Below are 23,193 nucleotides of genomic sequence, written 5' to 3'. Positions count from 1 at the left end.
CGATACAGTATGAGTTTCTAATGTGTCGACTGTCAATTCACCCGTAGCCTTTGCCTTACGCTCAATAGCGCTCCTCCGAGCGCAAACAGCAACATGATCAGGATTCCGTTAATGCGCCGCTGGCCCGAGGAAATGACCGTCTGTCCGGCAATCGGCACCTTCACATCGATGGCTCCGCGCGCGTCGATGGCCAGTGCATCGACGATGCGTCCGTGTGGGTCGACGACGGCCGAGATGCCGTTGTTGGCAGCACGCAGCAAGGGCAATCCGTTCTCCACCGCGCGAATCTGGGCCTGCCTGAAATGCTGATACGGTCCCGGTGTGTCCCCGAACCAGGCATCATTGGTAACGTTCACAATAAGCTGCGCTGACGTAGCGTCAACTGCCACCAGATCGGGAAAGATCACCTCGTAACAGATAAAAGGCAGGGCACGGATGCCGCCCGGCAGTGTGATGGTGTGGCGCTCGTTGCCGGCGGTGAACGTCACCGGTCCGGCGACAAGCTGCGCGATGCCGAAACGGTTGAGCAGGTCGGCAAAAGGCAGGTACTCGCCGAACGGCACCAGATGGACCTTGTCGACGGCATCGACGATCTCGCCTCTGTCGTTGATCGCCACCACGGAATTGTAATAGCGGCTGTCGGTGCTGGCCGCCGAGCCGCCTTCCTCGCGAACGACGCCGGCGATCAGCATCTGGCCATCGGCCAGCATGTCGCCCAGCGCCGTCAACGCGTCGGGGCGCTCGGTGAAGAGGAACGGAACCGAGGTTTCCGGCCAAAGAATGAGTTGCGGCTTGCCGTGACCAGGGTCCGGCGCCTTGGCGGAAAGGCCGAGCAAGGTGGCGAAGATGCGGTCGCGCACCGAGGCGTCCCATTTTTCACTGAGGTCGACGGAAGGCTGAACGATGCGGACATCGAGACTGCGCTCCGCCGGTTTTTCAGGAGCGGTAAGCCTGATGTAGCCGAAACCGACATGGGCTGACGCAAGCAGGATGAACAGTGCCGCACCCAGGCGCAGATGCCGGCGCGCCGCCAGCAGCGCCGGTAATGAAAAGAGGAACACGGCAAGCACGTTCATGCCGATCATGCCGGTCACCGACACGCTCTGCATGAGGAGAGGCACCGGCATTGCCGCGTAGCCTATGGCATTCCAGGGAAAACCGGTGAACAGGAAGCCGCGCAGCCACTCCGTCAGCCCGAAGCCGAAGGCAAGGGCGGCGATGCGGCCGATATCGCTGCTCCACAGAAGCCGGGCGACCATCGTCGCGAAGCCGTAGAAAAAGGCGAGTGCAAAGGGAATGCCGACCACGGCGAAGGGAAGCGCCCAGGCAAACTCATCGGCCTCGACCAGCAGCGCCGAGCCGATCCACCAGAGACCGGCGAGGAAATAGCCGAAGCCGAACCACCAGCCGACGGCGAAGGCCGGCCGCAAGCGTCTGAAAAGGCTGCCTGAAGCTTCGCCGGTCGCGCCGTCGAGCAGCCAGACCAGCAGCGGAAACGAGATGAAGCAGGCGGCGAAGAAATCGTAGGGCGCCTGGCCGAGCACAGCCAGCGCCCCGGCAAGAAAGGCCACGAGCGCACGCCGCCAACCCCAAAGCAGAATTATCCGGCCGGCCAGGCGCTCCATGCATACTTCCGAGTCGCGCGAATCAGGACGCAAGATTTATCAGGCCGCGGCCCGCGCTCCAAACGCCGGCTGATCAGCCGCAATGACCCAGCCACAGCTCTACCGGTGCCAGCCGTCGATGCTGAGACCGCTCAGCCGCTCGGCCTCTTCGCGGGAAACGCAACGGATGGGCTGGGTGAAGGTCCAGACATGGCCCTCGGGATCGCGAGCCCGATACTGGCGTTCGCCGTAGAATTGGTCCATCGGCTCCTGGATTATGTCGGCGCCGGCTGCCCGCGCCTGCTCGCAACGCGCATCCAGGCCATCCTTCAGCCTGACATAGACCGACTGCGTGTTCTTGCCCGAGACCGAAGCCGGGCTCGCGACATAATCGCTCCATTCGGAATCGACGATGATAGTGCAGTCGCCGAACCGCATCTCGGCGTGGACGAGGTTTCCATCGGCATCGCTCACCACCATTCTGCGCTCGAAGCCGAAAGCCGCTTCGAGCCACGCCAGCGCGGCACGCGGATCCCTGTAGAAGACACCGGAACCCAGACTTGAATGCTTGAACGGGTCGTCAACCGTCATCGGCAGCGGAAACTCAGGCCTGTTCGGTGCGGGCCGTGGCGCGGCGACGGCGCTCGCCCTTCTGGCTTTGCACGATTCGCACGCGCTTGACGCGGCGCGGATCGGCATCGAGGACATGGAACTCGAAGCCCGGAATGGCCTGCACCACCTCGCCGCGCGCCGGCACGCGGCCAAGCGTGTTGAAGATCATGCCGCCGATCGTGTCGACGTACTCGCCATGTTCGCCGGCGGCAAAATCCTCGCCGATCATCTTGGCGACCTCGTCGATCTCGGCCTTGCCGTCGACGATGAAGACGCCGTCGCCGGCCTGGGTTATCATCGGCTCGTCGTCGTCATGCTCGTCCTCGATGTCGCCGACGACCATTTCGACAATGTCCTCGAGCGAGACAAGGCCATCCGTGCCGCCATACTCGTCGATGACCAGCGCCATCTGCGTGCGCGTCGCCTGCATGCGGCCCATCAGGTCGGAAGCAAGCATCGAGGGCGGCACGAACAGGACCTGGCGGATTAGATTGAGCTCGCCGATGGTGCGCGCGAGGTCGACCTGGGCGAGATCGAGCTGCGTGGCGACGGGCGTCTTCCTGGTCGTGCGCCCCTTCTTGACGCGCGCGAGCTTGGTGATGTGGGCCAGCACGTCGCGGATATGGACCATGCCACGTGGATCGTCGAGCGTCTCGGAATAGACCGGCATGCGGGAATGGCCGGATTGTTCAAAGGTGCCCAGGAGATCGCCGAGCGTCGTGGTGATCTCGACCGCCTCGATATCGGCGCGCGGCACCATGACATCCTCGACGCGCACTTCGCGCAGCCGCAGGATGTTGTTGAGCATGGCGCGCTCGCCAGGCGAGAAGGATTCGGCATCGCTCGCCGTCTCGGCCAGAGCGTCAGCGATTTCCTCGCGCAGGCTGGTGCCGTTGCGCTGCCGAAACAGGCCCAAAACACGATCGAACAGGGAGGGTCCGGCAGGCGAAGGCTCGCTGGCTGCGCCGCCGGTGTTGGCAACACCAGTGGTAACGGTACTCGGACTTGATCCCTCTTCCGACGTATCGGAAGCCTTGGGCGCACTGCCGGCGTCGGGGCGGGCGGCAGTCTCTGGTTTGTCGTTCATCGTCGTCCGGTCAATTGTCAGATGTAGTTACGCGTAGGGATCGGGAATGGCAAGCCTTGCGAGCGCTGCGCGTTCGATGGCCTCCATCTCCTCGGCCTCGGCGTCGGTCTCGTGATCATGGCCCAGCAAATGCAGCAGGCCGTGGATCACAAGATGGGTGATATGGTTCTGCACTGGCTTGTCTTCCAGTGCCGCCTCGCGAGAAACCGTCTCGGCGGCGAGCACGATATCGCCCAGCATCGGCGGCAGTGGGCCGCCTTGCACAAACGGAAAAGCCGGGAAAGACAAGACGTTGGTAGGTTTGTCCTTACCCCGCCATTCGGCATTGAGCATACGTATATGGGCGTCGTCGGAAAAAACGACGCTGAGTTCGGAACGGCCCATCACACCGGTCTCGGTGAAAGCAGCACCAACCGCCCGATCGACTAGCCGTGTCAGGCTTGCCTCATCGGGCCAATCACCCGCTTCGACCGATATATCGATGTCGACGGGAGGCTCCCCGTCGCCGGATGAATTGTCCTCAGGCATGAAGCCGCATCGTCAAAAATCAATTCTCGGCGCCGAGGCCGCGCGCCAGCTTGGCGTCGCGGTCATAGGCCCTGACGATTTCCGCCACCAGCGGATGGCGAACGACGTCGACATCGTTGAAACGCACAGTGACCGCGCCGGCCACGCCATCGAGGACACGCAAGGCTTCGACCAGGCCCGATTTGGTGCTCGGGGGAAGGTCGATCTGCGTCGGATCGCCGGTGACGATCATGCGCGAATTCTCGCCGAGACGGGTCAGGAACATCTTCATCTGCATCGGCGTGGTGTTCTGCGCCTCGTCGAGGATGACCGCGGCATGCGCCAACGTACGGCCGCGCATGAAGGCGAGCGGCGCGATTTCAATGACTTCGGCGGCAATAGCGCGCTCGACCTTGTCGGCCGGCATCATGTCGTAGAGCGCATCGTAGAGCGGCCGCAGATAGGGATCGACCTTTTCCTTCATGTCGCCGGGCAGGAAGCCCAGCCGTTCGCCGGCTTCGACGGCCGGCCGCGACAGGATGATGCGCTCGACCATGCCGCGCTCGAGCAGCATCGCCGCGTGCGCCACCGCCAGATAGGTCTTGCCGGTGCCCGCCGGACCGATGCCGAACACGAGTTCCGACCGTTCCAGCGCCCGCATATAGGCGTCCTGGTTCAGCGAACGGGCATAGATGGTCTTCTTGCGGGTGGCGATCTGGGCCGCGGAGACCTTGCCCTTGCGCTCCAGCGTCGGCAGCGTCAGCTGATCGTCGGCGGCGACCGCCATGCGCACGGCGCCGTCAACGTCGGACTGGCCGATATCGACGCCCTTCTGCAGAATGCCGTAGAGATTGTCCAAGGCACGGCGCGCCTGTTCGGCGGCCGAAGCCGACCCCTTGATGGTCAGCTGGTTGCCGCGCGAGCGGATGTCGACGCCGAGCTTCTGCTCGAGCCGGGCGAGGTTCTCGTCGAACTGACCGTAAAGGGCGCTGGCAAGCTTGTTGTTGTCGAAAGTCAGAACGATGTGCGCCATGTCAGAAGCCCCAGATGCCGGTACCGGGGGCAGGTTCTTCAGCTCTGCTGCGCTCAACCGTCTCTCCTCATCTGCCGAGACCATCAGGCCAATTCGGCGAACAGGCTATTGTAGCCCGTCTTCGTGATTCGCACCTGGATAATGTCACCGATTTCGCCGGCCTTTTCATCAACAATAACCGGCTGCAGCCAAGGTGAGCGGCCGACCTTTTGGCCGGCCTGCCGGCCGGGCTTCTCGATCAGCGTGTCGATGGTGCTGCCGACCAGGCTCGAACCGAAGTCCTGCTGCTGCTTCAACAGCAATGCCTGCAGCCGCTGCAGTCTCTCGTCCTTGACCGTTTCCGGGACATGATCGGCCATTTCGGCGCCCGGCGTGCCGGGACGCGGCGAATATTTGAACGAAAAGGCCGAGGCGTATTTCACCTGGCGCACCAATTCCATGGTCGCCTCGAAATCGGCCTCTGTCTCGCCGGGGAAGCCGACGATGAAATCGCTGGACAAAGCGATATCGGGTCGGGCAGCGCGGATGCGGTCGAGCAGCGCCAGATAATCCCTGGCCGTATGCCTGCGGTTCATCGCCTTCAAGATGCGGTCGGAGCCCGATTGCACCGGCAGATGCAGATAGGGCATCAGCGACGGCAGGTCGCGGTGGGCTGATATCAGTTCGTCATCCATGTCGCGCGGGTGGCTGGTGGTGTAGCGCAGCCGCGCCAGGCCGGAAATTTCGGCCAGCCGGAACAGCAGGCGGCCAAGGCCCCATTCCTCGCCGTTCTCGCCCTGGCCGTGCCAGGCATTGACGTTCTGGCCAAGCAGCGTCACCTCGCGCACGCCGGCCTCGGCCAGGCGCTCGGCCTCGGCGACGATCTGCGCCACCGGCCGCGACACTTCCGAGCCCCTTGTATAAGGCACGACGCAGAAGGTGCAGAACTTGTCGCAGCCTTCCTGCACGGTGAGGAAGGCGGTTACTCCGCGCTTGATGACCTCGGCGCGCTTCGGTTGCGGCAGATGGTCGAACTTGTCTTCGATGGCGTAGTCGGTCTCGACGATCTTCTCGCCGCCGCGCACCCGCGCCAGCACGTCGGGCAGACGGTGATAGGTCTGCGGTCCGATGACCAGGTCGACGGCCGGCGAGCGCCGGATGATCTCGGCACCCTCGGCCTGCGCCACGCAGCCGGCGACGCCGATTAGCAGTTCGCGGCCGGCAAGGGCGCGCTGCGCCTTCATGTCACGGATGCGGCCGAGCTCGGAATAGACCTTTTCGGCCGCCTTCTCCCTGATATGGCAGGTGTTGAGCAGCACCAGATCGGCCTCGTCGATGGCATCGGTCGCGGTGTAGCCGTCGGCGGCCAGCGCATCACCCATGCGCTGTGAATCATAGACGTTCATCTGGCAGCCATAGGTCTTGATGAAGACCTTTTTCGCTGCCGTGGCGCGCTTTGCCGACTGTCCGGCCACCGTGCCAATGTCGTCGCTTTCAATCGTGTTCAAGTCCATCCGGCGGCTTCTAACGCCTTTCCGTGACAAAAAACAGACGATTCTCGGTGTGCATGCGCAGGCGCAGGGTCCGGGCTAGCGGCTCGGGCGCGGATCGGCGAGTGCCGCCTGCATCATCTCGCGCACCTGGCTTTCCATCAGCCTGGCCGTTTCCTTGCGATTCGAGCCCTTGGCAAAGGCGACCGGCTGGCCGAAATGCACTTCGACGTCGAGCGCGCCCTCCGCCATCAGCACCTTGAGATGCGGCATCAGGTCCTCGTCGCCGATCCAGGCCGAGATCGGCCGGTGGCGACGGCCGAGCGGCACGCCGTGCAGGCGCGTATAGGCGATCGCCACGGGCTGGATGAACACCTGCTCGGCCGCGCCCTCCGAAAGCGCCATCGAGGCGGCGCCGAAGAGCGTGCTCTTGAACGGCAGGACGGCATTGCCGTCACCGGTCGATCCCTCCGCGAACAGCACCATGGCATCGCCCTTGGCCATGCGATTGGCGATCTCGCTTGCCTGGTCGCCGGAAGAACGCTTGCGTTCGCGCTCGATGAAGACAGTGCGCTGCAGTTTCGACAGCATGCCGATCAGCGGCCAACCTTCCATATCGGCCCTGGCGATGAACTTCACATCGGCAAAGGACCCAAGCACCATGATGTCGGTCCAGGAGATGTGGTTGGAGGCAACCAGCAAGGGGCGCTTGTCGGATAGCGTTCCCTTGACATGGACGCGCATGCCGAGCGCCCTGAGGATCAGCCTGTGCCAGATCTTGAGAATGACGGTTTCCGGCCACCAGCCGGTCTTCATCGACAGGATCTGCAAAGGCACCAGGACCAGCGAACCGGCGACGACAAGGCCCAGGGCCAGGAAAATCCTGATTTTTCCGATCATACTGTCCTGGCCCTGCCATTACAGCGCCGCGCGTCCTCTTGGACGCGCAAAGGACGCTGTAACACCCTAATTGTGGCGCATGATCCTTTCCGAAAATCGGAACCGATTGTCGGGGTCATGCGGCGTCTCGCTAGCGAAGATCGCGGCGCATGACAAGCGCGCCGGTCGGTCCGCGATCGGGCGACTTGTAGTAGTCCGGGCGCTTGCCGACTTCGCGGAAGCCCAAGCGACGGTAGAGGGCGATCGCGGCGACATTGGTCTCGTCGACCTCGAGGAACAGCGCTTCGGCGCGCTGGGCGTGCAGTTCGCGCAGCACCGCATCCATCAGCTGCCAGCCCAGTCCCTGGCGGCGGTGCGAGCGCGCCACCGCGACCGTCAGGATCTCGCCCTCGCCAGCGGCCAGACGGGCCAGCACGAAGCCGACAGGCGGCTTGCCGCCCTGTCCGGTCTCGCGTGCGGCGTAACCGAACACGGTGTCCTGTTCGAGCAGGGCGGCGAACTCGCCATCGGTCCAGGGACGGACAAAATCCTCACGATGCAGCACCGAGACCGCGGGGCTGTCGGTGATCCTGAGCGGCTCGAGCGCATAGTCCCGGCGGCGTGGTTGGAGAAAGGGTATGCGCATTAATTTTGTTGCCTCGAAAGAATAAATCCGGCTTGCGGCTTTGCATCCGCGCCGCGCAGGTAAAGTGGTTTCGGCCTTTCGCCCTCGCCCTTGGCGGCGGCCAGACGGGCGTAGGTGAGAATATCAGCGGTCGCCGTCTGTGGCCCGATATCGAAACCACGGCCGTCCAAGCCCGCGACCTGTGCCGCTGCGGTACCTGCCAGCACAGCAGAGTTGTCCATCGCCAAGGCAGTGGCTTCAGGCAGCGTGGTCACTGCTGGACCGTAAGTCAAAACTAACGCTTTGTCATACAACGCTGCGTGGATCTCCTCGCGGCCGGCATCGAGCGCCGCCAGCACCACGCGGCCGGGAAACGCAGTTGCGGCTTCGGCGGCGAGCGCTTCGAGCGTCGTCACGCCGATCGCCGGAATCTTTAATGCCAGTGCCAAGCCACGCGCGGTCGACACGCCGACGCGCAGACCGGTGAAGGAGCCGGGGCCGACGGAAACGGCAATGGCGCCAAGGCCGGGATAGTCGGTTGCGGCGGCGTTCAGCGCCTCGGCGATGACGGCCATCAGGTGCTCGGCATGGCCCTTGCCGAGATCGAGCACCGCGCGGCCAAGCTCCCGCCCGGCCGCCGCGTCGTAGACGCAGGCGGCGCAGAGGCTGGCGGCACAGTCGATGGCAAGCACTTTCATGAAACGACCGGTTCCGAGAAACACTTCCCTGTGCCCGCCAGGGCGCGCCACCGCAAGCATAATTTGTTAAGCGGCTTCGGTTCCGCCGGCGCTGTCAGACCGGTTCGATGCGCAGCATGTGGTTGTCCCAGACATAGCCCGGCTCTGACCGTGTCGCGCCGCTGCCCTCGATAATCTCGCCGGCGCCCGTGGTGGCCATGAAGCCCGATCCGTCCGGCGCCAGGCCGCAGACCTCGACCAGCGCGCTGGACGATACGATCCGGCCGCTGGCCGCATCGATCACGACAAGCGAATTGCCTTCCGGCGACGAGACGGCAATGGTGCCGGCAGCCGAATTTGCGGCAACCGAGCCGATATAGTTGCGGAAGCCGGACAGCACGTCCCGCGGCATGTCGAGAAGCCGCAACTCCTTGCCGCGCACGGCGCGGCCGACCAGCAGCGGACGATCCGTACCCGGCCCCCGGTACTGGCAGCCAAACCAGACGGTGCCAGATGGGTCGGTGTCCATGTGGCGGATCGACAGCTGGTGCAGGGAAGCCGGCAATTCATGCTTTTCGATCAGGTCACCGGTGAGGCGGTCGATGAGCACATAGGACGGCTTCATGGTGGCGATGTTGAGCTCGGCACGGCCATAATCGGGATGGGTCTCGATGCCGCCATTGGCGACCGCGATCGTCCGGCCGTCGCCGATGAGCAGGAGTTCGTGCGGGCCTACGCCATAGGTCGGGAATTCGCCGATGCGAGTGAATTTCGCCCGCGCATCGTAGACGCCGACGACGCCGGCCGCATTGTCGAAATCGTTCTCGGTAGCATAGAGCAGCGCGCCGTCGGGCGAGAACACGCCATGGCCGAAGAAATGCCGGCCGGCGATGCTGGCGATGGTCTGCGGCGCGTCACGGCCCGAATGATCGAAAACGACGGCGAAGGTGCCGGGCTGGCGGGCGAAGACCACCGAACGCTTCGATACGGGATCAAAGGTGACGTCATGGCCGCGATCGGGCAGGTCGATCGCATGCAGCACCTTGCCGGCCTCGGACAGCACGGCGGCACCAAAACTGCCGTCGCGCTTGACGAAAGCGGTGGCGAAAACGGCGTCGGCGGCAAGCGTCTTCGCCCAGGCCGACGGCGCCATCGCGGCAATGAAGCCGACACCCCCGGCCTTGAGGAAATCCCGTCGATCGATAAGCGGCGTACGCATGCTCAGTCCCCATCCAGCGAGGAAAACCCGGCCGTCAGGCCGAATTCTGCGGTCAGCCGGGTCCCGATCAGGGTCGACAGGCTGGAGGTGATCAGCGCGAAATGCTCGAGTTTTTCGCGCAGCGCCGGATCGGCGAGCGTCTTGTCGATCGGACCCTGAATGGATTTTGCGGTGGCGACGCCGTTGACCAGCTGGATATGGACGGACTCCGCCAGCCAGCGTGCATCGGGCGGCAGAGCATCGCCAAGTTTCGAGGCCTGGAACAGCGCGTCGACGCCGGCGAGATTCCCGGCCAGCGCATTGGCGGTGTTTTGCGACCGCCAGTAGATCGCCTGTTTCGGTTTGTCGGCATCCGGCTTGCCGCCAAGGAACCCCTTCAGGCGGACATCCCTCATCATTTCCAGCTCGTTGATGAAAACACCGACCAGTTCGGTGACCGCTTCGTTGCCGTCGCGGTAGAGCGCGTTCTGCGGTCCCGGATTGGCCCAAAGCGCCGCAAAGCCGTCCGGCTTGTTCCAGGCCGCGCTGACGTCACCGGCCATGGTTTCGATATTGCCGGCAACCGCCGCGCCATAGGCGCAGCGATAGGGATCGTCCTTGCCCGCCAGCGCGTCGGCACCGTCGCCGAAAAGCACGAATTCCAGCGCGCCCAGCCCCTGCATGGCGACGCTCTTGCCGGCCAGTTGTTTCGGATCGGTGGCGGTCGGATCCTTGTCCGCCAGCGCCGCCTGCACCTGTTTGAGGCCAATGCTCTTGCGATCCGGCCAGTAGAGCGTGCGCTCCAGCCGGTTGTTCTCCTTGATCGGTCCGAAACCGATGATTTCGGCCGACGACCAGGCATAGACCGTGGCGGAAAATTCGGCCCGCACCGCATCGAGTTCCCCCTGCGAGGGCGCTTCGCAGAGCCTGTGCATCGCTTGCGTCAACGCTTCGGCATGCTGGTGCAAGCCGGCATAGGCCGGACGGACAAAGCCGTCGATCGCCCGCTGGATGATGTCGGAGGCTTTCACCGCCGCCGAGGCGGGGAAAACACCGAGCAGAGCCAGCGGAAGGACGAGAACCAGTGCAGAGCGCTTCAACATCACAGTGACTCCAGGAATTTGACCAGCACATCGCGCTCGGCCGCGTTGGCGGTGGCAAAGCGGTCGCGCACCTTCTGCGCCTCGCCACCATGCCACAGGATCGCCTCGGTCAGGCTGCGCGCGCGGCCATCATGCAGAAAGAAGGAATTGCCGTTGACGGTTTCGGTGAGGCCGATGCCCCACAGCGGCGGGGTGCGCCATTCGCTGCCCGTCGCATCGCCCACCGCCTGGCCGTCGGCCAGGTCAGGCCCCATGTCGTGCAGCAGGAAGTCGGAATAAGGCCAGATCAACTGGAAGGCCTGCGCCTTTTTGGGCGCGTCGCGGCGGGTGACGAATTTCGGCGTGTGGCAGGAAACGCAGCCGATCTCGTAAAAGAGCTTCTTGCCGGCGAGCACATCAGGCGCAGCGAGGTCGCGGCGTGCCGGCACGGCCAGGTTCTGCGAATAGAAGGTGACGAGATCCATCACCGGCGGCGGCGCCTCGACCGGACCGAGGCGGGCCTGCACGCCATTCGGCATGGCCAGGCATTTTGCCTCAGCGGCGGTGCAATCGCCCCAGTGCTTTGGTTCTTCCGGCGTCGAGATGCCGATGTCGCCGGCGAAGGCGTCCGCCGCCTGCTGGCGGATCGTCGCGGTCTGTGCTTTCCAGCCGAAACGGCCAAGCGTCAGGTTGCCACTCAGCCCGTCACGCACAATGTTCGGCTTGCCGGAGATGCCGTCATTATCGCGGTCTTCCGGATCGGCGTGAACAAGAATATCGGCCGGTGCGATCTGCTCGATCAGGCCAAGGCCGATCATCGGCGGCGTCAGACGCGGCGACAGCGTGGTGCGCGGATCAAGCGGCCCATAGGCGAGATCGGTGACGGAATAGCTGGGCTTGCGCAGGGAAACCGCCGTGCCGTCCGCCAGCGTCACCTGCCGTTCCTGATAATCGACGCGCATCCGGCCTTCGCCGCGCAAGCCGGGCACAGCCAGCTCCTGCAATTGCGTTCCATAGACCGGGTCGGGGAAATTGGTCAGCTCGCGGTCGGCAAGGGCTGCCTTTTCCTCGGCGTTGCTGGCATCGCGCGCCAGCCGCAGGAACATCGAGGTGGTGCCGGTATCGCCTTGCGGCGGGCGACCGCGGCCGTCCTTCAGATGGCAGTTCTGGCAGGCGCGTTCGTTGAACAGCGGACCCAGCCCGTCCGACGCCTGCGTCGAAGATGGCGACGACACCCAGTTCTTGCGGAAGAGGGCGTTGCCGAGCTTGAAAGCGCCCTCTTCCTCGAAGGTGATGTTGGCTGAGGATTGGGAGAAGGAATCGCGGCTGACGTCCTTCCGTGATGTGCCGGCGCCACCTTGCATCAGTTCGAACGGCTCGGGCTTGGAGAAATCCGTGGTCGGCCTGGTGACGGCGGCGACGCGCGCCTGATCCTTGGCATTGAGGTCGCTGCGCGTGGTGGCGAGCCCGGCCGGCTGAAGCTCGCCGGCAAGCGCGGACGATGTCAGCGCCAACACGAGAATGGCGCAGCGTCGACGAGCCAGTCCGGCTGGTCTGTTCAGGCGGAACGGCGAGCCGTCGGCCCGCCGCAAGCGGCGCGGGAATTCTAGCAGGCGCCGCATTCCCGCATGCCTTTACTCCGCCTCGTTGGCCGAGTCGGCGTTGAGCTGGCCATATTTCTCCTCGCCGATCGAGGCGAGCAGGTCGAGCTGCGTCTCGAGGAAATCGATGTGACCTTCCTCGTCAGCCAGCAGATCCTCAAACAGTTTCATCGTCACGTAGTCGCCCACCTCATGGCAGATTTCGCGCGAACGCTTGTAGGCCGTGCGCGCGTCATATTCGCCGGCAAGGTCGGATTCGAGCACTTCCTTGACGTTCTGCCCGATGCGCAGCGGCGCCACGGACTGCAGGTTCGGATGGCCTTCAAGGAAGATGATCCGGGCGATGAGCCTGTCGGCGTGGTGCATCTCCTCAATCGATTCCGCCCGCTCCTTCTTGGCCAGCTTCGTGTACCCCCAATCCTCCAGCAGACGGAAATGCACCCAATATTGATTGACAGCTCCAAGCTCCAGGAAAAGAGCCTCGTTAAGCCGCTCGATGATCAGACTTTCGCCTTTCATGGGTTCTGCTCCCGTATTGGACGCGCAGGCCTCTGACGCGATCCAGGTGTGAAACGACATCGACGCCGCTCGCCTCGGAGCGGGCGTGGTAACTTTCGGTAACCCGAATGATCGTTTCGACCACATTTGGGAAACAGCCGCAACAGCGGCCACGCTTTTGCATCGCGTGATAGACCTTGGCCGGCACGATGAGTTGCCAGGGGTCCAGGTCCAGCAGCCCGATGATCGTCTGTTCGATCTCCTTCTCGGTGATGATGTTGCAATGGCAGATCAGCATTTACAGTGCTCGGATGGCTGACGGCGCCTCCCGCGCCGTGTGGCTTGTTCAGGTCCCGGAGCCCATTCCGAAGCCGATTATCAGCTTCCGGCCAGGCTCCAGGTTTCGGCGCTTACTTGAACACCTTGTCGGGTGCGTCGAGGCTGTCGGATCCTTCGAAGGCGATGGCGTTGAGGTTTAGCGAGCCGACCGCACGTTCGATCGATTTGGTCTGGTCGATCAGCGCGTCGATCGCCGCCTGCACGGTGGCGTTGCCCGCCGCGTTACCCTCGGCGATCTGTTGGTCATAGGCCTCGCCGGCCTCGGCCCGCGCCTTGATCGCCTCCATCTTGGCGACGGTGACGTCGAGCTTGTCGGACAGTTCCTTGTCGATCGCCGGATCGGCCGCCTTGACCATGTCATGCACCGAAGGTCCGGAAACGACAGTGCCGTCGAGGCGCGTGTAGCTGGCCAGGTAGGCGGCGCGGATACCGATCGCATCATAGAGGTGCGAATTGTAGGTGTTGTCGGAGAAGCAGTCTTGCTCCTCCTCCGGATCATGCAGCATCAAGCCGAGTTTCATGCGTTCACCGGCCAGTTCGCCGTAGGACAGCGAGCCCATGCCGGTGAAGATGACCGAGATCGCCGTGTTCGGCTCGCCATCGACCAGGTTCTTGCGTGCGGCCCCGTCTGCCTTCCAGTCGTTAACCATCTTCTGCAGGTCCGAAACCAGAAGGGTGGTGACGGACTTCAGATATTCGGCACGGCGGTCACAATTGCCGCCGGTGCAGTTCTTGAGGTCGTAGTCGGTGTAAGGGCGCTCGCCGGCGCCCGGGCCGGTGCCGTGCAGGTCCTGGCCCCAGAGCAGGAATTCGATGGCGTGATAGCCGGTGGCGACATTGGCCTCGACGCCGCCGGCTTGCTGCAACGTGCCGGAGAGGAATTCCGGCGAAAGCTTCGAGGCATCGACCTTCTTGCCGTTGATCTCGATTTCCTTGTTGGCGATCACATTGGCGGTATAGAGCGAATTCGTGTCCGATTCCGTGCCGTAGCTCTTGGCGACATAGTCGATCAGGCCTTCGTCCAGCGGCCAGGAATTCACCTCACCTTCCCAATCGTCGACGATCTTGTTGCCGAAGCGGTAGACCTCGGTCTGCTGGTAGGGCACGCGCGATGCCTTCCAGGCGTCGCGGGCGGCATTGAGCGTTTCCACCGAGGGGTTGGCCAGCAGCGCATCGACGGCCTTGTCGAGAGCCTGCGCCGTGGTCAGTGAATCCTCATATTTGGCAAGCGCGATATCGGAATAAGTCTTGATGACCGCTTTCGCGTCGGTTTCCGCCTTGGCAGGCAGCACGAACACCGCCGCCGTCAGCAGCGCCGTGGCACCAATCGCCGCCAGCCTGCCGCCATACCGTGCTGTCATTATCACTCTCCAGTTTCTCGGAAATTCCGTAAGCGGCGCGCGCGGCGACCGGCGCGGGGCCACGTCGTTGCCAAAAGCGCCAAGACTTGCCGCGCCATTGCGCGGTTCGGGGAAAAAAGACACCAAAACGCCTCCAATCGAACGGGTTCAAGGCCCAGACATCAAAGGGATGCGCCAATACGCAGGCTCCCATAAAGCTTCGGCGCCGATGGAAGTCAACGAAAATCTACGGGAAAAGCCAATTGAAACAATAGTTTAGAATTATTCTAAACTACAGAAGTCAACTTTACACCTCGGCTGCGCCGGCTTCGCTGTCGAACTGTACGATTGACAGCCGCCGTTCCGGGTGCGACCCGCAAACGCTCTCTTGCGGCGGCGCCAGACAATTGCCACCTGCCGAGAGATCCTAGGATCGAAACAGGATTTGGGACGCGATGAAGAACGGCGTGGTCATTGTCGGTGCGGGTCATGCGGGCGTGCAAGCGGCCGCCAGTTTGCGCGAGGACGGCTATGACGGGCCGGTGATCCTCATCAGTGACGAGAACGAACTGCCCTACCATAAGCCACCGCTGTCGAAGACCTTCATCAAGGATGCCGACGCCAAACCGCAACCGCTTCGGGGTGAGGCCTTCTATACCGGCAACGCCATCGACTACCGGCCGGGCGTGCGGATCGAACGCATCGATGCCGGCGGCCGCAGCCTGGAGATATCAGGCGGCGGCGTGCTTGCCTTCGACCATCTGATCCTGGCGACCGGGTCGCGCCCGCGCCTCCTGCCGCTGCCTGGCTCGGATCTGTCCGGCGTCCTGTCGCTGCGTTCGCTGGCCGATGCCCGGCGGATCCGCGACTTGAGCGCACGGAGCGAAGATGTCGTCATCCTCGGTGGCGGCTTTATCGGGCTGGAGATCGCCGCGACGCTGCGTGCGGCCGGCCGCACGGTGACGGTGGTGGAAGCGGTCGACCGGCTGCTCGGCCGCGCCGTGGCGCCGGTGGTGGCAAGCCATGTCCGCCAAAGGCTGGAAGCGGCCGGCGTGCGCATCCTCACCGGCACCTCGATTTCAAGGCTCGAAGGCGAAAACGGTCATGTCGTCGCCGCCATGACCTCGTCGGGTGAAAAATTGCCGGCGCGCATGGTTATCGTCGGCATCGGCGCCGTGGCCAATGTCGAACTGGCGCAGGACGCCGGCCTTGCCATCGCCAACGGCATCCGTGTCGATCACCAGATGCGCAGTTCGGTGCCGGAAATCCTCGCCATCGGCGACGTTGCCTCCTACCGACACTGGTTCACCGGCGGCGATGTGCGGCTGGAATCGGTGCAGAACGCCACCGACCAGGCCCGCCTCGCGGCGCGCACGATCACCGGTCACGCGGATGCCTATTCGGCGGTGCCATGGTTCTGGTCCGATATTGGCGACATGAAGCTGCAGATGGTCGGGCTGACCGCCGGCGGCGACAGCCATGTCGTGCTGGGCGACCTGCCCGACAACAAGTTCTCGATCTACCACTATGCCGGCGACCGGTTGCTCGGCATCGAGTCCGTCAACCGCCCCGGCGACCACATGCTTGGCCGCAAGATGCTGGGCGCCGGCTTCTCGCCGACGCCGGAGACGGTGGCAATGGGTCCCGAGGGGTTGAAGGCGGCTCTGGCTGCCTTTCAGCAGGATGAGCCGGCAAGAGCTGCGGGATAGCCGCCTTGCCCTCCCTCTTGTGGGGAGGGTCGCTGCGAAGCAGCGGGGTGGGCGCCAAGCCCCCCACACGGACCTCAGTCCGACCTCCCCACGAGGGGGAGGTAAAGCGGTTCAGGCGGCGCAGACTTCGCGGATCGAGCTTTCCAGAATGTCGAGCGCCTCGTTCATGACCTCGTCCTGGATGGTGATTGGCGCAAGGAAGCGGATGACGTTGCCGTAGACGCCGCAGGTCAGCAGGATCAGGCCCTTGTCGAGCGCTTTCAGCCGGATGGCGTTGGCGATCTCGGCCGACGGCAGGCCCTTCTTGACGTCGTTGAACTCGACCGCGTTCATGAAGCCGAGGCCCCTGATATCGACGATCTCGGGCACGTCGTCGCGGATCGACTGCAGGCGCTGCTTCAGCCGCGCGCCCAGGGTGTTGGCGCGGTCGCAAAGCTTTTCGTCCTCGATCACGTCGAGAACCGCGTGTGCCGCGGCAACCCCGATCGGGCTGCCGCCATAGGTGCCGCCGAGGCCGCCGGGGCCGGGCGCATCCATGATTTCGGCGCGGCCGGTGACGGCCGACAGCGGGAAGCCGCCGGCCAGGCTCTTGGCCATGGTGGTGATGTCGGCCGCGACTTCATGGTGATCCATCGCGAACATCTTGCCGGTGCGGGCAAAGCCGGTCTGCACCTCGTCGGCGATCAAAAGCATGCCGTGCTGGTCGCAGAGCTTGCGCAGCGCGGTCAAGAATTCGCGCGGCGCCTCGTAGAAGCCGCCCTCGCCCTGAACCGGCTCGACAATGATGGCGGCGACGCGGGCCGGATCGACATCGGCCTTGAACAACCGGTCGAGTGCGGCCAGCGAATCGGCAACCGACACACCATGCAGCGGCACCGGGAACGGCGCGTGATAGACGTCGCCCGGCATGGCGCCGAAGCCGACCTTGTAGGGCACGACCTTGCCGGTCAGCGCCATGCCCATGAAGGTGCGGCCATGGAAGCCGCCGGCGAAGGCGATGACGGCCGGGCGTCCGGTGGCATTGCGGGCGATCTTGATGGCGTTCTCGACCGCCTCGGCGCCGGTGGTGACGAAGATCGTCTTCTTCTCGAACTTGCCGGGCAGCATGGCATTCAGCCGTTCGGCCAGCCTGACGTAGCTCTCATAGGGCACGACCTGGTGGCAGGTGTGGGTGAAACGGTCGAGCTGCGCCTTGACCGCTTCGATCACCCTGGGGTGGCGGTGGCCGGTGTTGACGACGGCGATGCCCGAGGAAAAGTCGATGTAGCGACGGCCTTCGACATCCCAGATTTCCGAATTTTCGGCCCGGTCGGCATAGATTTGCGTGGTCATGCCGACGCCGCGCGAGATCGACTGGTTTTTGCGTTCGGAAATGGCTGAATTCTTCATGATATCCCTCATCGGGCCGGCGCCCGTCCTCGTTGATCAGATGTCTTCTGACCTTATTTCATGTTTTCCTCAAGTCGGCACCACCGGCGGGCGATTGGGCCTGCGACGAGAAGATCCGGGCCTTAACCAGTCGGGCGATACCCGTACGAGGCCGGTTTCCTTTTTCCGGGGATCGATTATCCTCCTGACATCCGCGAGGATCAGCAACCCGCGGCTTGGGGAGCCCATGAGCAGGAACGCGACATCGTTCGTCTCGCCGCCATCCGTCAGAACCTCCAGTCTTTTGTCATTTCCAATCGCCTCGGCAATGTGCGTCTGCGCAGCCGCATTGCTTCTGGCCGGCTGCCAGAAGCAGGAAGCGGCGGACAAGAAACTGCCGATCATGGTGCGCACCGAAACAGTGGCGATGGCCGACTATGCGCCGAGAACCTCGCTGACCGGGGTCATCGCGGCGCGCACGCTGAACAATCTGTCGTTCCGCGTCGGCGGCCGCATTGCCGAGCGGCTTGTTGATGTCGGCCAGCATGTCGACCAGGGCGCGGTGCTTGCCCGCATCGATCCGCAGGAGCAGCAATCCGATCTGCGCTCCGCACAGGCCGATCTTGACGCAGCACAAGCGCAGCTGACCCAGTCCGCCGCCGCCTTCGAGCGGCAGAAGACGCTGCTTGCCCAGGGCTTCACCACAAGGCGCGACTATGATGCCGCCGACCAGGCGCTGAAGGTGGCGCAAGGCAGCGTCGATGCCGCGCAGAGCGCATTCGCCAACGCCCAGCAGAACCTGTCCTTCACCGAGCTCAAGGCGGGTGCCGCCGGTGTGATCACCGCCCGCCAGGTCGAAACCGGCCAGGTGGTGCAGGCGGCACAAACCGTCTTCACGGTCGCCGAGGACGGTGACCGCGATGCGGTGTTCAACGTGCAAGAGACGCTGGTCGCCAAGACGCCGGCCTCGCCGGCGGTGACGATCACATTGTTGTCCGACCCGCAGGTCCGGGCGACAGGCAAGGTGCGCGAGATCTCGCCGGCGGTCGACCAGGCTTCCGGTTCGATCCGGGTCAAGGTCGGCATTGCCGACACGCCCGCCGGCATGCCGCTCGGGGCGGCCGTCATCGGGTCGGTCAGCGCCAAGCCGGCGAAGGCGATCCTGCTGCCCTGGCAGGCGCTGACATCCAGCGCGGGCAAACCGGCGGTCTGGATCGTCGACCCCTCGACCAAGGCGGTGGCGCCGACGCCGGTCGAGGTGCTGGCTTTCGATTCGGGCACGGTCGTCATCGCCAGCGGACTGAACGAGGGCCAAAGCGTCGTGACCGCGGGCGGGCAGTTGCTCAGTCCCGGCCAGACGGTCGAGATATCGGGGGCGGGCCAATGAACCGGTCCATCATGCTTGGCCTGTTCGCGCTTGGCGCGCTCGCCGCCTGCTCGAAATCGGAGGAAAAGCCACCGGAGGTCATCCGGCCGGTGCTGTCGATGGTGGTCGAGCCGCGCACGACGCAGACCTTCGGCTTTGCCGGCTCGGTCGAGCCGCAGATCAGCGCCGACCTTGCCTTCCGCCTGCTTGGCCGGGTCGTCTCGCGCGACGTCAAGGTCGGCGACATCGTCAGCAAGGGCACGACGATCGCCGCGCTCGATCCGACCGCGCTGGAGCTGGCGGTGCAAGCAGCCAAGGCCGAGCTCTCCAATGCCGAGGCACAGTTCGCCAATGCTGCCGCCAGCGAGGAGCGCCAGCGCCAGCTGCTTGCCGCGGCCAACGCCTCGCAGGCCGTCTTCGATGCCGCGCAGCAGGCACGCAAGGCCGCGGAGGCCAATGTCGAGCGGGCCAAGGCTTCGCTGGCCAAATCGCAGGAGCAGCTCGGCTACGCCAGGTTGTTCTCGGATTTCGACGGCGTCGTCACCGCCGTCGGCGCCGAGGTCGGACAGACCGTCTCGGCCGGCCAGACGGTCGTCACCGTGGCGCGCTCGGATCTGCGCGAAGCCGTGGTAGATATCCCCGATCAGTTGACCGGCGATCTCACCACCGGCACGCCGTTCCAGGTGATCCTGCAATCGCTGCCGACGATCGAGACCCAGGCCAAGCTGCGCGAGATCGCGCCGCAGGCCGAAGGCTCGACCCGCACCCGGCGCGTCAAGCTGACACTCACCGATCCGCCACAGGCCTTTCGGCTCGGCTCGACGGTGACGGCGACCCGCGTGACCAAGGTGGCGCCGACGATCGAACTGCCCATCTCGGCGCTGCTGGAAAAGAACGGCGCCGACAAGGTGTGGATCGTCGACCCGCAGACATCGAGCGTGAGCACGCGCGACATCAAGGTCGCGTCGAAGAATGGCGGCGCCTTCAAAGTGGCTGAAGGGCTCAACGCCGGCATGCGCGTCGTCACCGCCGGCGTCCACAGCCTGAGCGAAGGCCAGAAGGTCAAAGTGCTGGAGGGCGGCGTCTGATGAAGGGCTTCAATCTCTCCGACTGGGCGCTCAGCCACCGCTCCATGGTGTGGTATTTCATGCTGGTCTTCGTCGTGGCCGGCATCTTCTCCTACCTCAATCTCGGTCGTGAGGAAGACCCCAACTTCACCATCAAGACGATGATCATCCAGGCCAACTGGCCGGGCGCATCGGTCAAGGAGACCGTGCAGCAGGTAACCGATCGCATCGAGAAGAAGCTCGAGGAACTCGACAGCCTCGACTATACCAAGTCCGTCACCACCGCCGGCCAGACCGTCATCTTCGTCAACCTGAAGGACACCACCAAGGCGCGCGATGTCGTGCCGAACTGGCTTCAGGTGCGCAACATGGTCAACGACATCAAGGCGCAGTTTCCGCAAGGCGTGCAGGGACCGTTCTTCAACGACCGCTTCGGCGATGTCTACGGCAACATCTACGCCTTCACTTCTGACGGGCTGACGCCGCGCCAATTGCGCGACTATGTCGAGGATGTCCGCACCAAGATCCTGACCGTGCCCAATGCCGGCAAGGTCGATCTCGTCGGCGCGCAGGACGAAGCGATCTATCTCGAATTCTCGACCCGCCAGATCGCCGCCCTCGGCCTCAACCAGCAGGCGATCGTGGCAAGCCTGCAGGCGCAGAACGCGATCACGCCGTCCGGCGTCATCCAGTCCGGACCGGAGCGCATCAGCGTACGCGTCGGCGGCCAGTTCACCTCCGAGGACAGCCTTCGCGCCATCAACCTACGCGTCAACGACCGCTTCTTCCGGCTGAGCGACGTGGCGACGATCACGCGCGGCTATGCCGATCCGCCAACGGCGCTTTTCCGCTTCAACGGCCAGGACGCGATCGGGCTCGCCATCGGCATGAAGCCCAATGCCAATCTGCTGCAGTTCGGCGAGGCGCTGCACGAGGAGATGAACAAGGTGCTGGCCGACCTGCCGGTCGGTGTCGGCGTGCACCTGGTCGCCGACCAGCCGGTCATCGTCGAGGAGGCCGTCTCGGGCTTCACCCGCGCCCTGTTCGAGGCGGTGGCCATCGTGCTTGCGGTGTCGTTCATCAGCCTCGGCATGCGCGCCGGCTTCGTCGTGGCGCTGTCGATCCCGCTGGTGCTGGCCATCACCTTCACGGTCATGGCCTATCTCGGCATTTCGCTGCAGCGCATTTCACTCGGCGCGCTGATCATCGCGCTCGGCCTTTTGGTCGACGACGCCATGATCGCCGTCGAGATGATGGTGGCGCGGCTGGAGGTCGGCGACAATCTGCGCAAGGCAGCGACCTATGTCTACACATCGACCGCCTTCCCGATGCTGACCGGCACGCTGGTGACGGTCGCCGGCTTCATCCCGATCGGGCTCAATTCGAGTGCAGCCGGCGAATACACTTTCACGCTGTTCGTCGTCATCGCCGTGTCGCTGCTGGTGTCGTGGATCGTGGCGGTGCTGTTCGCGCCGCTGCTCGGCGTCACTATCCTGCCGGCGACGATGACGACGAAACACCACGACCAGCCGGGACGCTTCACCTCGCTGTTCCGGCGCGTGCTAGTCGGCTCGGTGCGCCACCACTGGCTGACCATCATCGCCACAGTGCTGTTGTTTGCCGCCTCGATCGCCGGCTTCGGTCTCGTCCAGCAGCAATTCTTCCCGCCCTCCGACCGGCCCGAGCTGATCGTCGACTGGAACCTGCCGCAGAATTCCTCTATCGCCGAGACGCGCGACCAGATGGAGCGCTTCGAGCAGCGGGCGCTGGTCGGCAATCCCGACATCGACCATTTCTCGTCCTATATCGGCCAGGGCGCGGTGCGCTTCGTGCTGGCCTACGACGTGCAGCCGGCCAACCCCTATTTCGGCCAGACCGTGATCGTCACCAAGAGCATCGAGTCCCGCAACCGGGTCAAGCCGGCGCTGGAAAAGCTGCTGCGCGAGGAATTTGTCGGCACCGACGCCTTCGTCAAGCTGCTCGAGCTCGGCCCGCCTGTCGGCCGTCCGGTGCAATACCGCGTCGGCGGTCCCGACATCCAGGCGGTGCGCGAGCTGGCGCAACAATTCGCCGGTGTGATCTCGGCCAATTCGAAACTGGCGGCCCCCACCTTCGACTGGAACGAGCCGCAACGCGTGCTGAGGGTCGACGTGCTGCAGGACAAGGCGCGCCAGCTCGGCATCACCTCTTCCGATATCGCCAGCGCGCTCAACAGCACGGTCGGCGGCGCCACCATCACGCAGGTGCGCGACGCCACCTATCTCATCAATGTCGTGGCGCGCTCACGCGATGCCGAACGCGGCTCGATCGGGACGCTGCAGAACATGCAGTTGCCGACCAGCACCGGCGAGGCGATCCCGCTCGCGGCGGTGGCCAATTTCCGCTACGAGCTCGAGCAGCCAACGGTTTGGCGGCGCGACCGCATTCCGACGATCACCGTGCGCGCCGGACTGGTCGGCGACGTGCTGCCTGCCACCGTGGTCAACGAGCTGAAGCCATCGGTCGATGCCTTCATCGCCAAGCTGCCGCCGGGCTATTCGGTCGAGACCGCCGGCTCGGTCGAGGAAAGCGCCAAGAGCCAGGGGCCGATCGCGGCCGTGGTGCCGCTGATGCTTTTCGTCATGGCCACGATCCTGATGATCCAGTTGCAGAGCTTCCAGCGCCTGTTCCTGGTGGTGGCGGTGGCGCCGCTCGGGCTGATCGGCGTGGTCGCGGCCCTGGTGCCGAGCGGCGCGCCGCTCGGCTTCGTCGCCATCCTGGGCGTGCTGGCGCTGATTGGCATCCTGATCCGCAACTCGGTCATCCTGATCGTGCAGATCGAGGACCTCGTCGCCGAAGGGAAGGACCGCTGGGCGGCCGTCATCGAGGCGACGGAACACCGGATGCGGCCGATCGCGCTGACCGCGGCCGCCGCCAGCCTGGCGCTGATCCCAATCGCGCGCGAAGTGTTCTGGGGACCGATGGCCTACGCGATGATGGGCGGCATCATCGCGGGTACGGCGATCACGCTGCTGTTCCTGCCGGCGCTTTATGTGACGTGGTTCCGGATCAAGGAGCCGAAGCAATCGAGCCAAGCTGGACACAGCGGAGCCTTGCCTGAGGGCGGAGCCGCCTGACGCTCGCGTGGCGCCA

20 protein-coding genes are annotated in these 23,193 nt (G+C 64.4%); 4 read left to right on the top strand and 16 right to left on the bottom strand.

Annotated features, from left to right (window positions below):
• Positions 1-32 precede the first annotated feature (32 nt).
• The 15 genes from lnt to AB4Z43_RS19980 form a co-directional block, all read right to left on the bottom strand.
• Positions 33-1,625, bottom strand: a complete 1,593-nt coding sequence (lnt, locus tag AB4Z43_RS20050; RefSeq protein ID WP_441938794.1) for an apolipoprotein N-acyltransferase — start codon at positions 1,623-1,625, stop codon at positions 33-35.
• Positions 1,626-1,724: 99 nt separating this feature from the next.
• On the bottom strand, positions 1,725-2,195 hold the full coding sequence (locus AB4Z43_RS20045) for a VOC family protein (protein WP_441938793.1): 471 nt from the start codon (positions 2,193-2,195) through the stop codon (positions 1,725-1,727).
• 13 nt (positions 2,196-2,208) lie between these two features.
• The gene (locus AB4Z43_RS20040) at positions 2,209-3,303 is read right to left on the bottom strand and encodes a hemolysin family protein (protein ID WP_441938792.1); all 1,095 of its coding nucleotides are present in this window, start codon (positions 3,301-3,303) and stop codon (positions 2,209-2,211) included.
• Positions 3,304-3,330: 27 nt separating this feature from the next.
• Positions 3,331-3,831 carry an rRNA maturation RNase YbeY gene (gene ybeY, locus AB4Z43_RS20035; protein ID WP_019863064.1) on the bottom strand — a complete coding sequence of 167 codons (501 nt, stop codon included), beginning with the start codon at positions 3,829-3,831 and terminating at the stop codon, positions 3,331-3,333.
• A 19-nt stretch (positions 3,832-3,850) separates the two neighbouring features.
• Positions 3,851-4,843, bottom strand: coding sequence for a PhoH family protein (locus AB4Z43_RS20030; RefSeq protein WP_019863063.1), 993 nt, complete (start codon positions 4,841-4,843; stop codon positions 3,851-3,853).
• Positions 4,844-4,926: 83 nt separating this feature from the next.
• Entirely contained in the window at positions 4,927-6,336 is a 1,410-nt protein-coding gene (gene miaB / locus AB4Z43_RS20025; protein WP_441938791.1) for a tRNA (N6-isopentenyl adenosine(37)-C2)-methylthiotransferase MiaB, read from the bottom strand.
• 75 nt (positions 6,337-6,411) lie between these two features.
• Positions 6,412-7,212, bottom strand: coding sequence for a lysophospholipid acyltransferase family protein (locus AB4Z43_RS20020; protein WP_038652022.1), 801 nt, complete (start codon positions 7,210-7,212; stop codon positions 6,412-6,414).
• A gap of 130 nt (positions 7,213-7,342) precedes the next feature.
• Entirely contained in the window at positions 7,343-7,837 is a 495-nt protein-coding gene (rimI, locus tag AB4Z43_RS20015) for a ribosomal protein S18-alanine N-acetyltransferase (RefSeq protein WP_019863060.1), read from the bottom strand.
• Entirely contained in the window at positions 7,837-8,514 is a 678-nt protein-coding gene (gene tsaB, locus AB4Z43_RS20010; RefSeq protein WP_038652020.1) for a tRNA (adenosine(37)-N6)-threonylcarbamoyltransferase complex dimerization subunit type 1 TsaB, read from the bottom strand. The genes rimI and tsaB overlap by 1 nt, the downstream gene beginning before the upstream one ends.
• Before the next feature lie 94 nt (positions 8,515-8,608).
• Positions 8,609-9,712 carry a DUF1513 domain-containing protein gene (locus AB4Z43_RS20005; protein ID WP_038652018.1) on the bottom strand — a complete coding sequence of 368 codons (1,104 nt, stop codon included), beginning with the start codon at positions 9,710-9,712 and terminating at the stop codon, positions 8,609-8,611.
• A 2-nt stretch (positions 9,713-9,714) separates the two neighbouring features.
• A complete protein-coding gene (locus tag AB4Z43_RS20000; RefSeq protein WP_240564597.1) occupies positions 9,715-10,794 on the bottom strand; it encodes an imelysin family protein in 1,080 nt (359 codons plus the stop codon).
• A complete protein-coding gene (locus tag AB4Z43_RS19995) occupies positions 10,794-12,395 on the bottom strand; it encodes a di-heme oxidoreductase family protein (RefSeq protein ID WP_441938790.1) in 1,602 nt (533 codons plus the stop codon). The genes AB4Z43_RS20000 and AB4Z43_RS19995 overlap by 1 nt, the downstream gene beginning before the upstream one ends.
• A 12-nt stretch (positions 12,396-12,407) precedes the next feature.
• Entirely contained in the window at positions 12,408-12,893 is a 486-nt protein-coding gene (bfr, locus tag AB4Z43_RS19990) for a bacterioferritin (protein WP_019863056.1), read from the bottom strand.
• The gene (locus AB4Z43_RS19985) at positions 12,859-13,170 is read right to left on the bottom strand and encodes a (2Fe-2S)-binding protein (RefSeq protein WP_038652007.1); all 312 of its coding nucleotides are present in this window, start codon (positions 13,168-13,170) and stop codon (positions 12,859-12,861) included. The genes bfr and AB4Z43_RS19985 overlap by 35 nt, the downstream gene beginning before the upstream one ends.
• Positions 13,171-13,282: 112 nt before the next feature.
• The gene (locus AB4Z43_RS19980; protein WP_202360923.1) at positions 13,283-14,572 is read right to left on the bottom strand and encodes an imelysin family protein; all 1,290 of its coding nucleotides are present in this window, start codon (positions 14,570-14,572) and stop codon (positions 13,283-13,285) included.
• A gap of 434 nt (positions 14,573-15,006) precedes the next feature.
• On the opposite strand from AB4Z43_RS19980, the gene AB4Z43_RS19975 reads away from it, so the two are divergent.
• Complete coding sequence (locus tag AB4Z43_RS19975) at positions 15,007-16,260, top strand: NAD(P)/FAD-dependent oxidoreductase (protein ID WP_441938789.1); 1,254 nt, start codon at positions 15,007-15,009, stop codon at positions 16,258-16,260.
• A 111-nt stretch (positions 16,261-16,371) separates the two neighbouring features.
• Here AB4Z43_RS19975 and AB4Z43_RS19970 read toward each other — a convergent pair whose 3' ends face one another.
• Entirely contained in the window at positions 16,372-17,649 is a 1,278-nt protein-coding gene (locus AB4Z43_RS19970) for a 4-aminobutyrate--2-oxoglutarate transaminase (protein ID WP_027047720.1), read from the bottom strand.
• Between the two features lie 226 nt (positions 17,650-17,875).
• Here AB4Z43_RS19970 and AB4Z43_RS19965 point away from each other — a divergent pair, with 226 nt between their 5' ends.
• Genes AB4Z43_RS19965 through AB4Z43_RS19955 form a run of 3 tightly spaced genes read left to right on the top strand, consistent with a single transcriptional unit; the run spans position 17,876 to position 23,177 of the window.
• The gene (locus AB4Z43_RS19965; protein ID WP_064984603.1) at positions 17,876-19,015 is read left to right on the top strand and encodes an efflux RND transporter periplasmic adaptor subunit; all 1,140 of its coding nucleotides are present in this window, start codon (positions 17,876-17,878) and stop codon (positions 19,013-19,015) included.
• Positions 19,012-20,082 carry an efflux RND transporter periplasmic adaptor subunit gene (locus AB4Z43_RS19960; protein ID WP_441938788.1) on the top strand — a complete coding sequence of 357 codons (1,071 nt, stop codon included), beginning with the start codon at positions 19,012-19,014 and terminating at the stop codon, positions 20,080-20,082. Before AB4Z43_RS19965 ends, AB4Z43_RS19960 begins: the two co-directional genes overlap by 4 nt.
• Complete coding sequence (locus tag AB4Z43_RS19955; protein WP_441938787.1) at positions 20,082-23,177, top strand: efflux RND transporter permease subunit; 3,096 nt, start codon at positions 20,082-20,084, stop codon at positions 23,175-23,177. Before AB4Z43_RS19960 ends, AB4Z43_RS19955 begins: the two co-directional genes overlap by 1 nt.
• Positions 23,178-23,193: the final 16 nt, after the last annotated feature.

The sequence above is a fragment of the Mesorhizobium sp. 2RAF45 genome (genome assembly GCF_052115225.1).
GTDB classification, from domain to species: Bacteria; Pseudomonadota; Alphaproteobacteria; order Rhizobiales; family Rhizobiaceae; genus Mesorhizobium; species Mesorhizobium jarvisii.
This window is presented reverse-complemented; position numbering and strand designations above follow the sequence as displayed.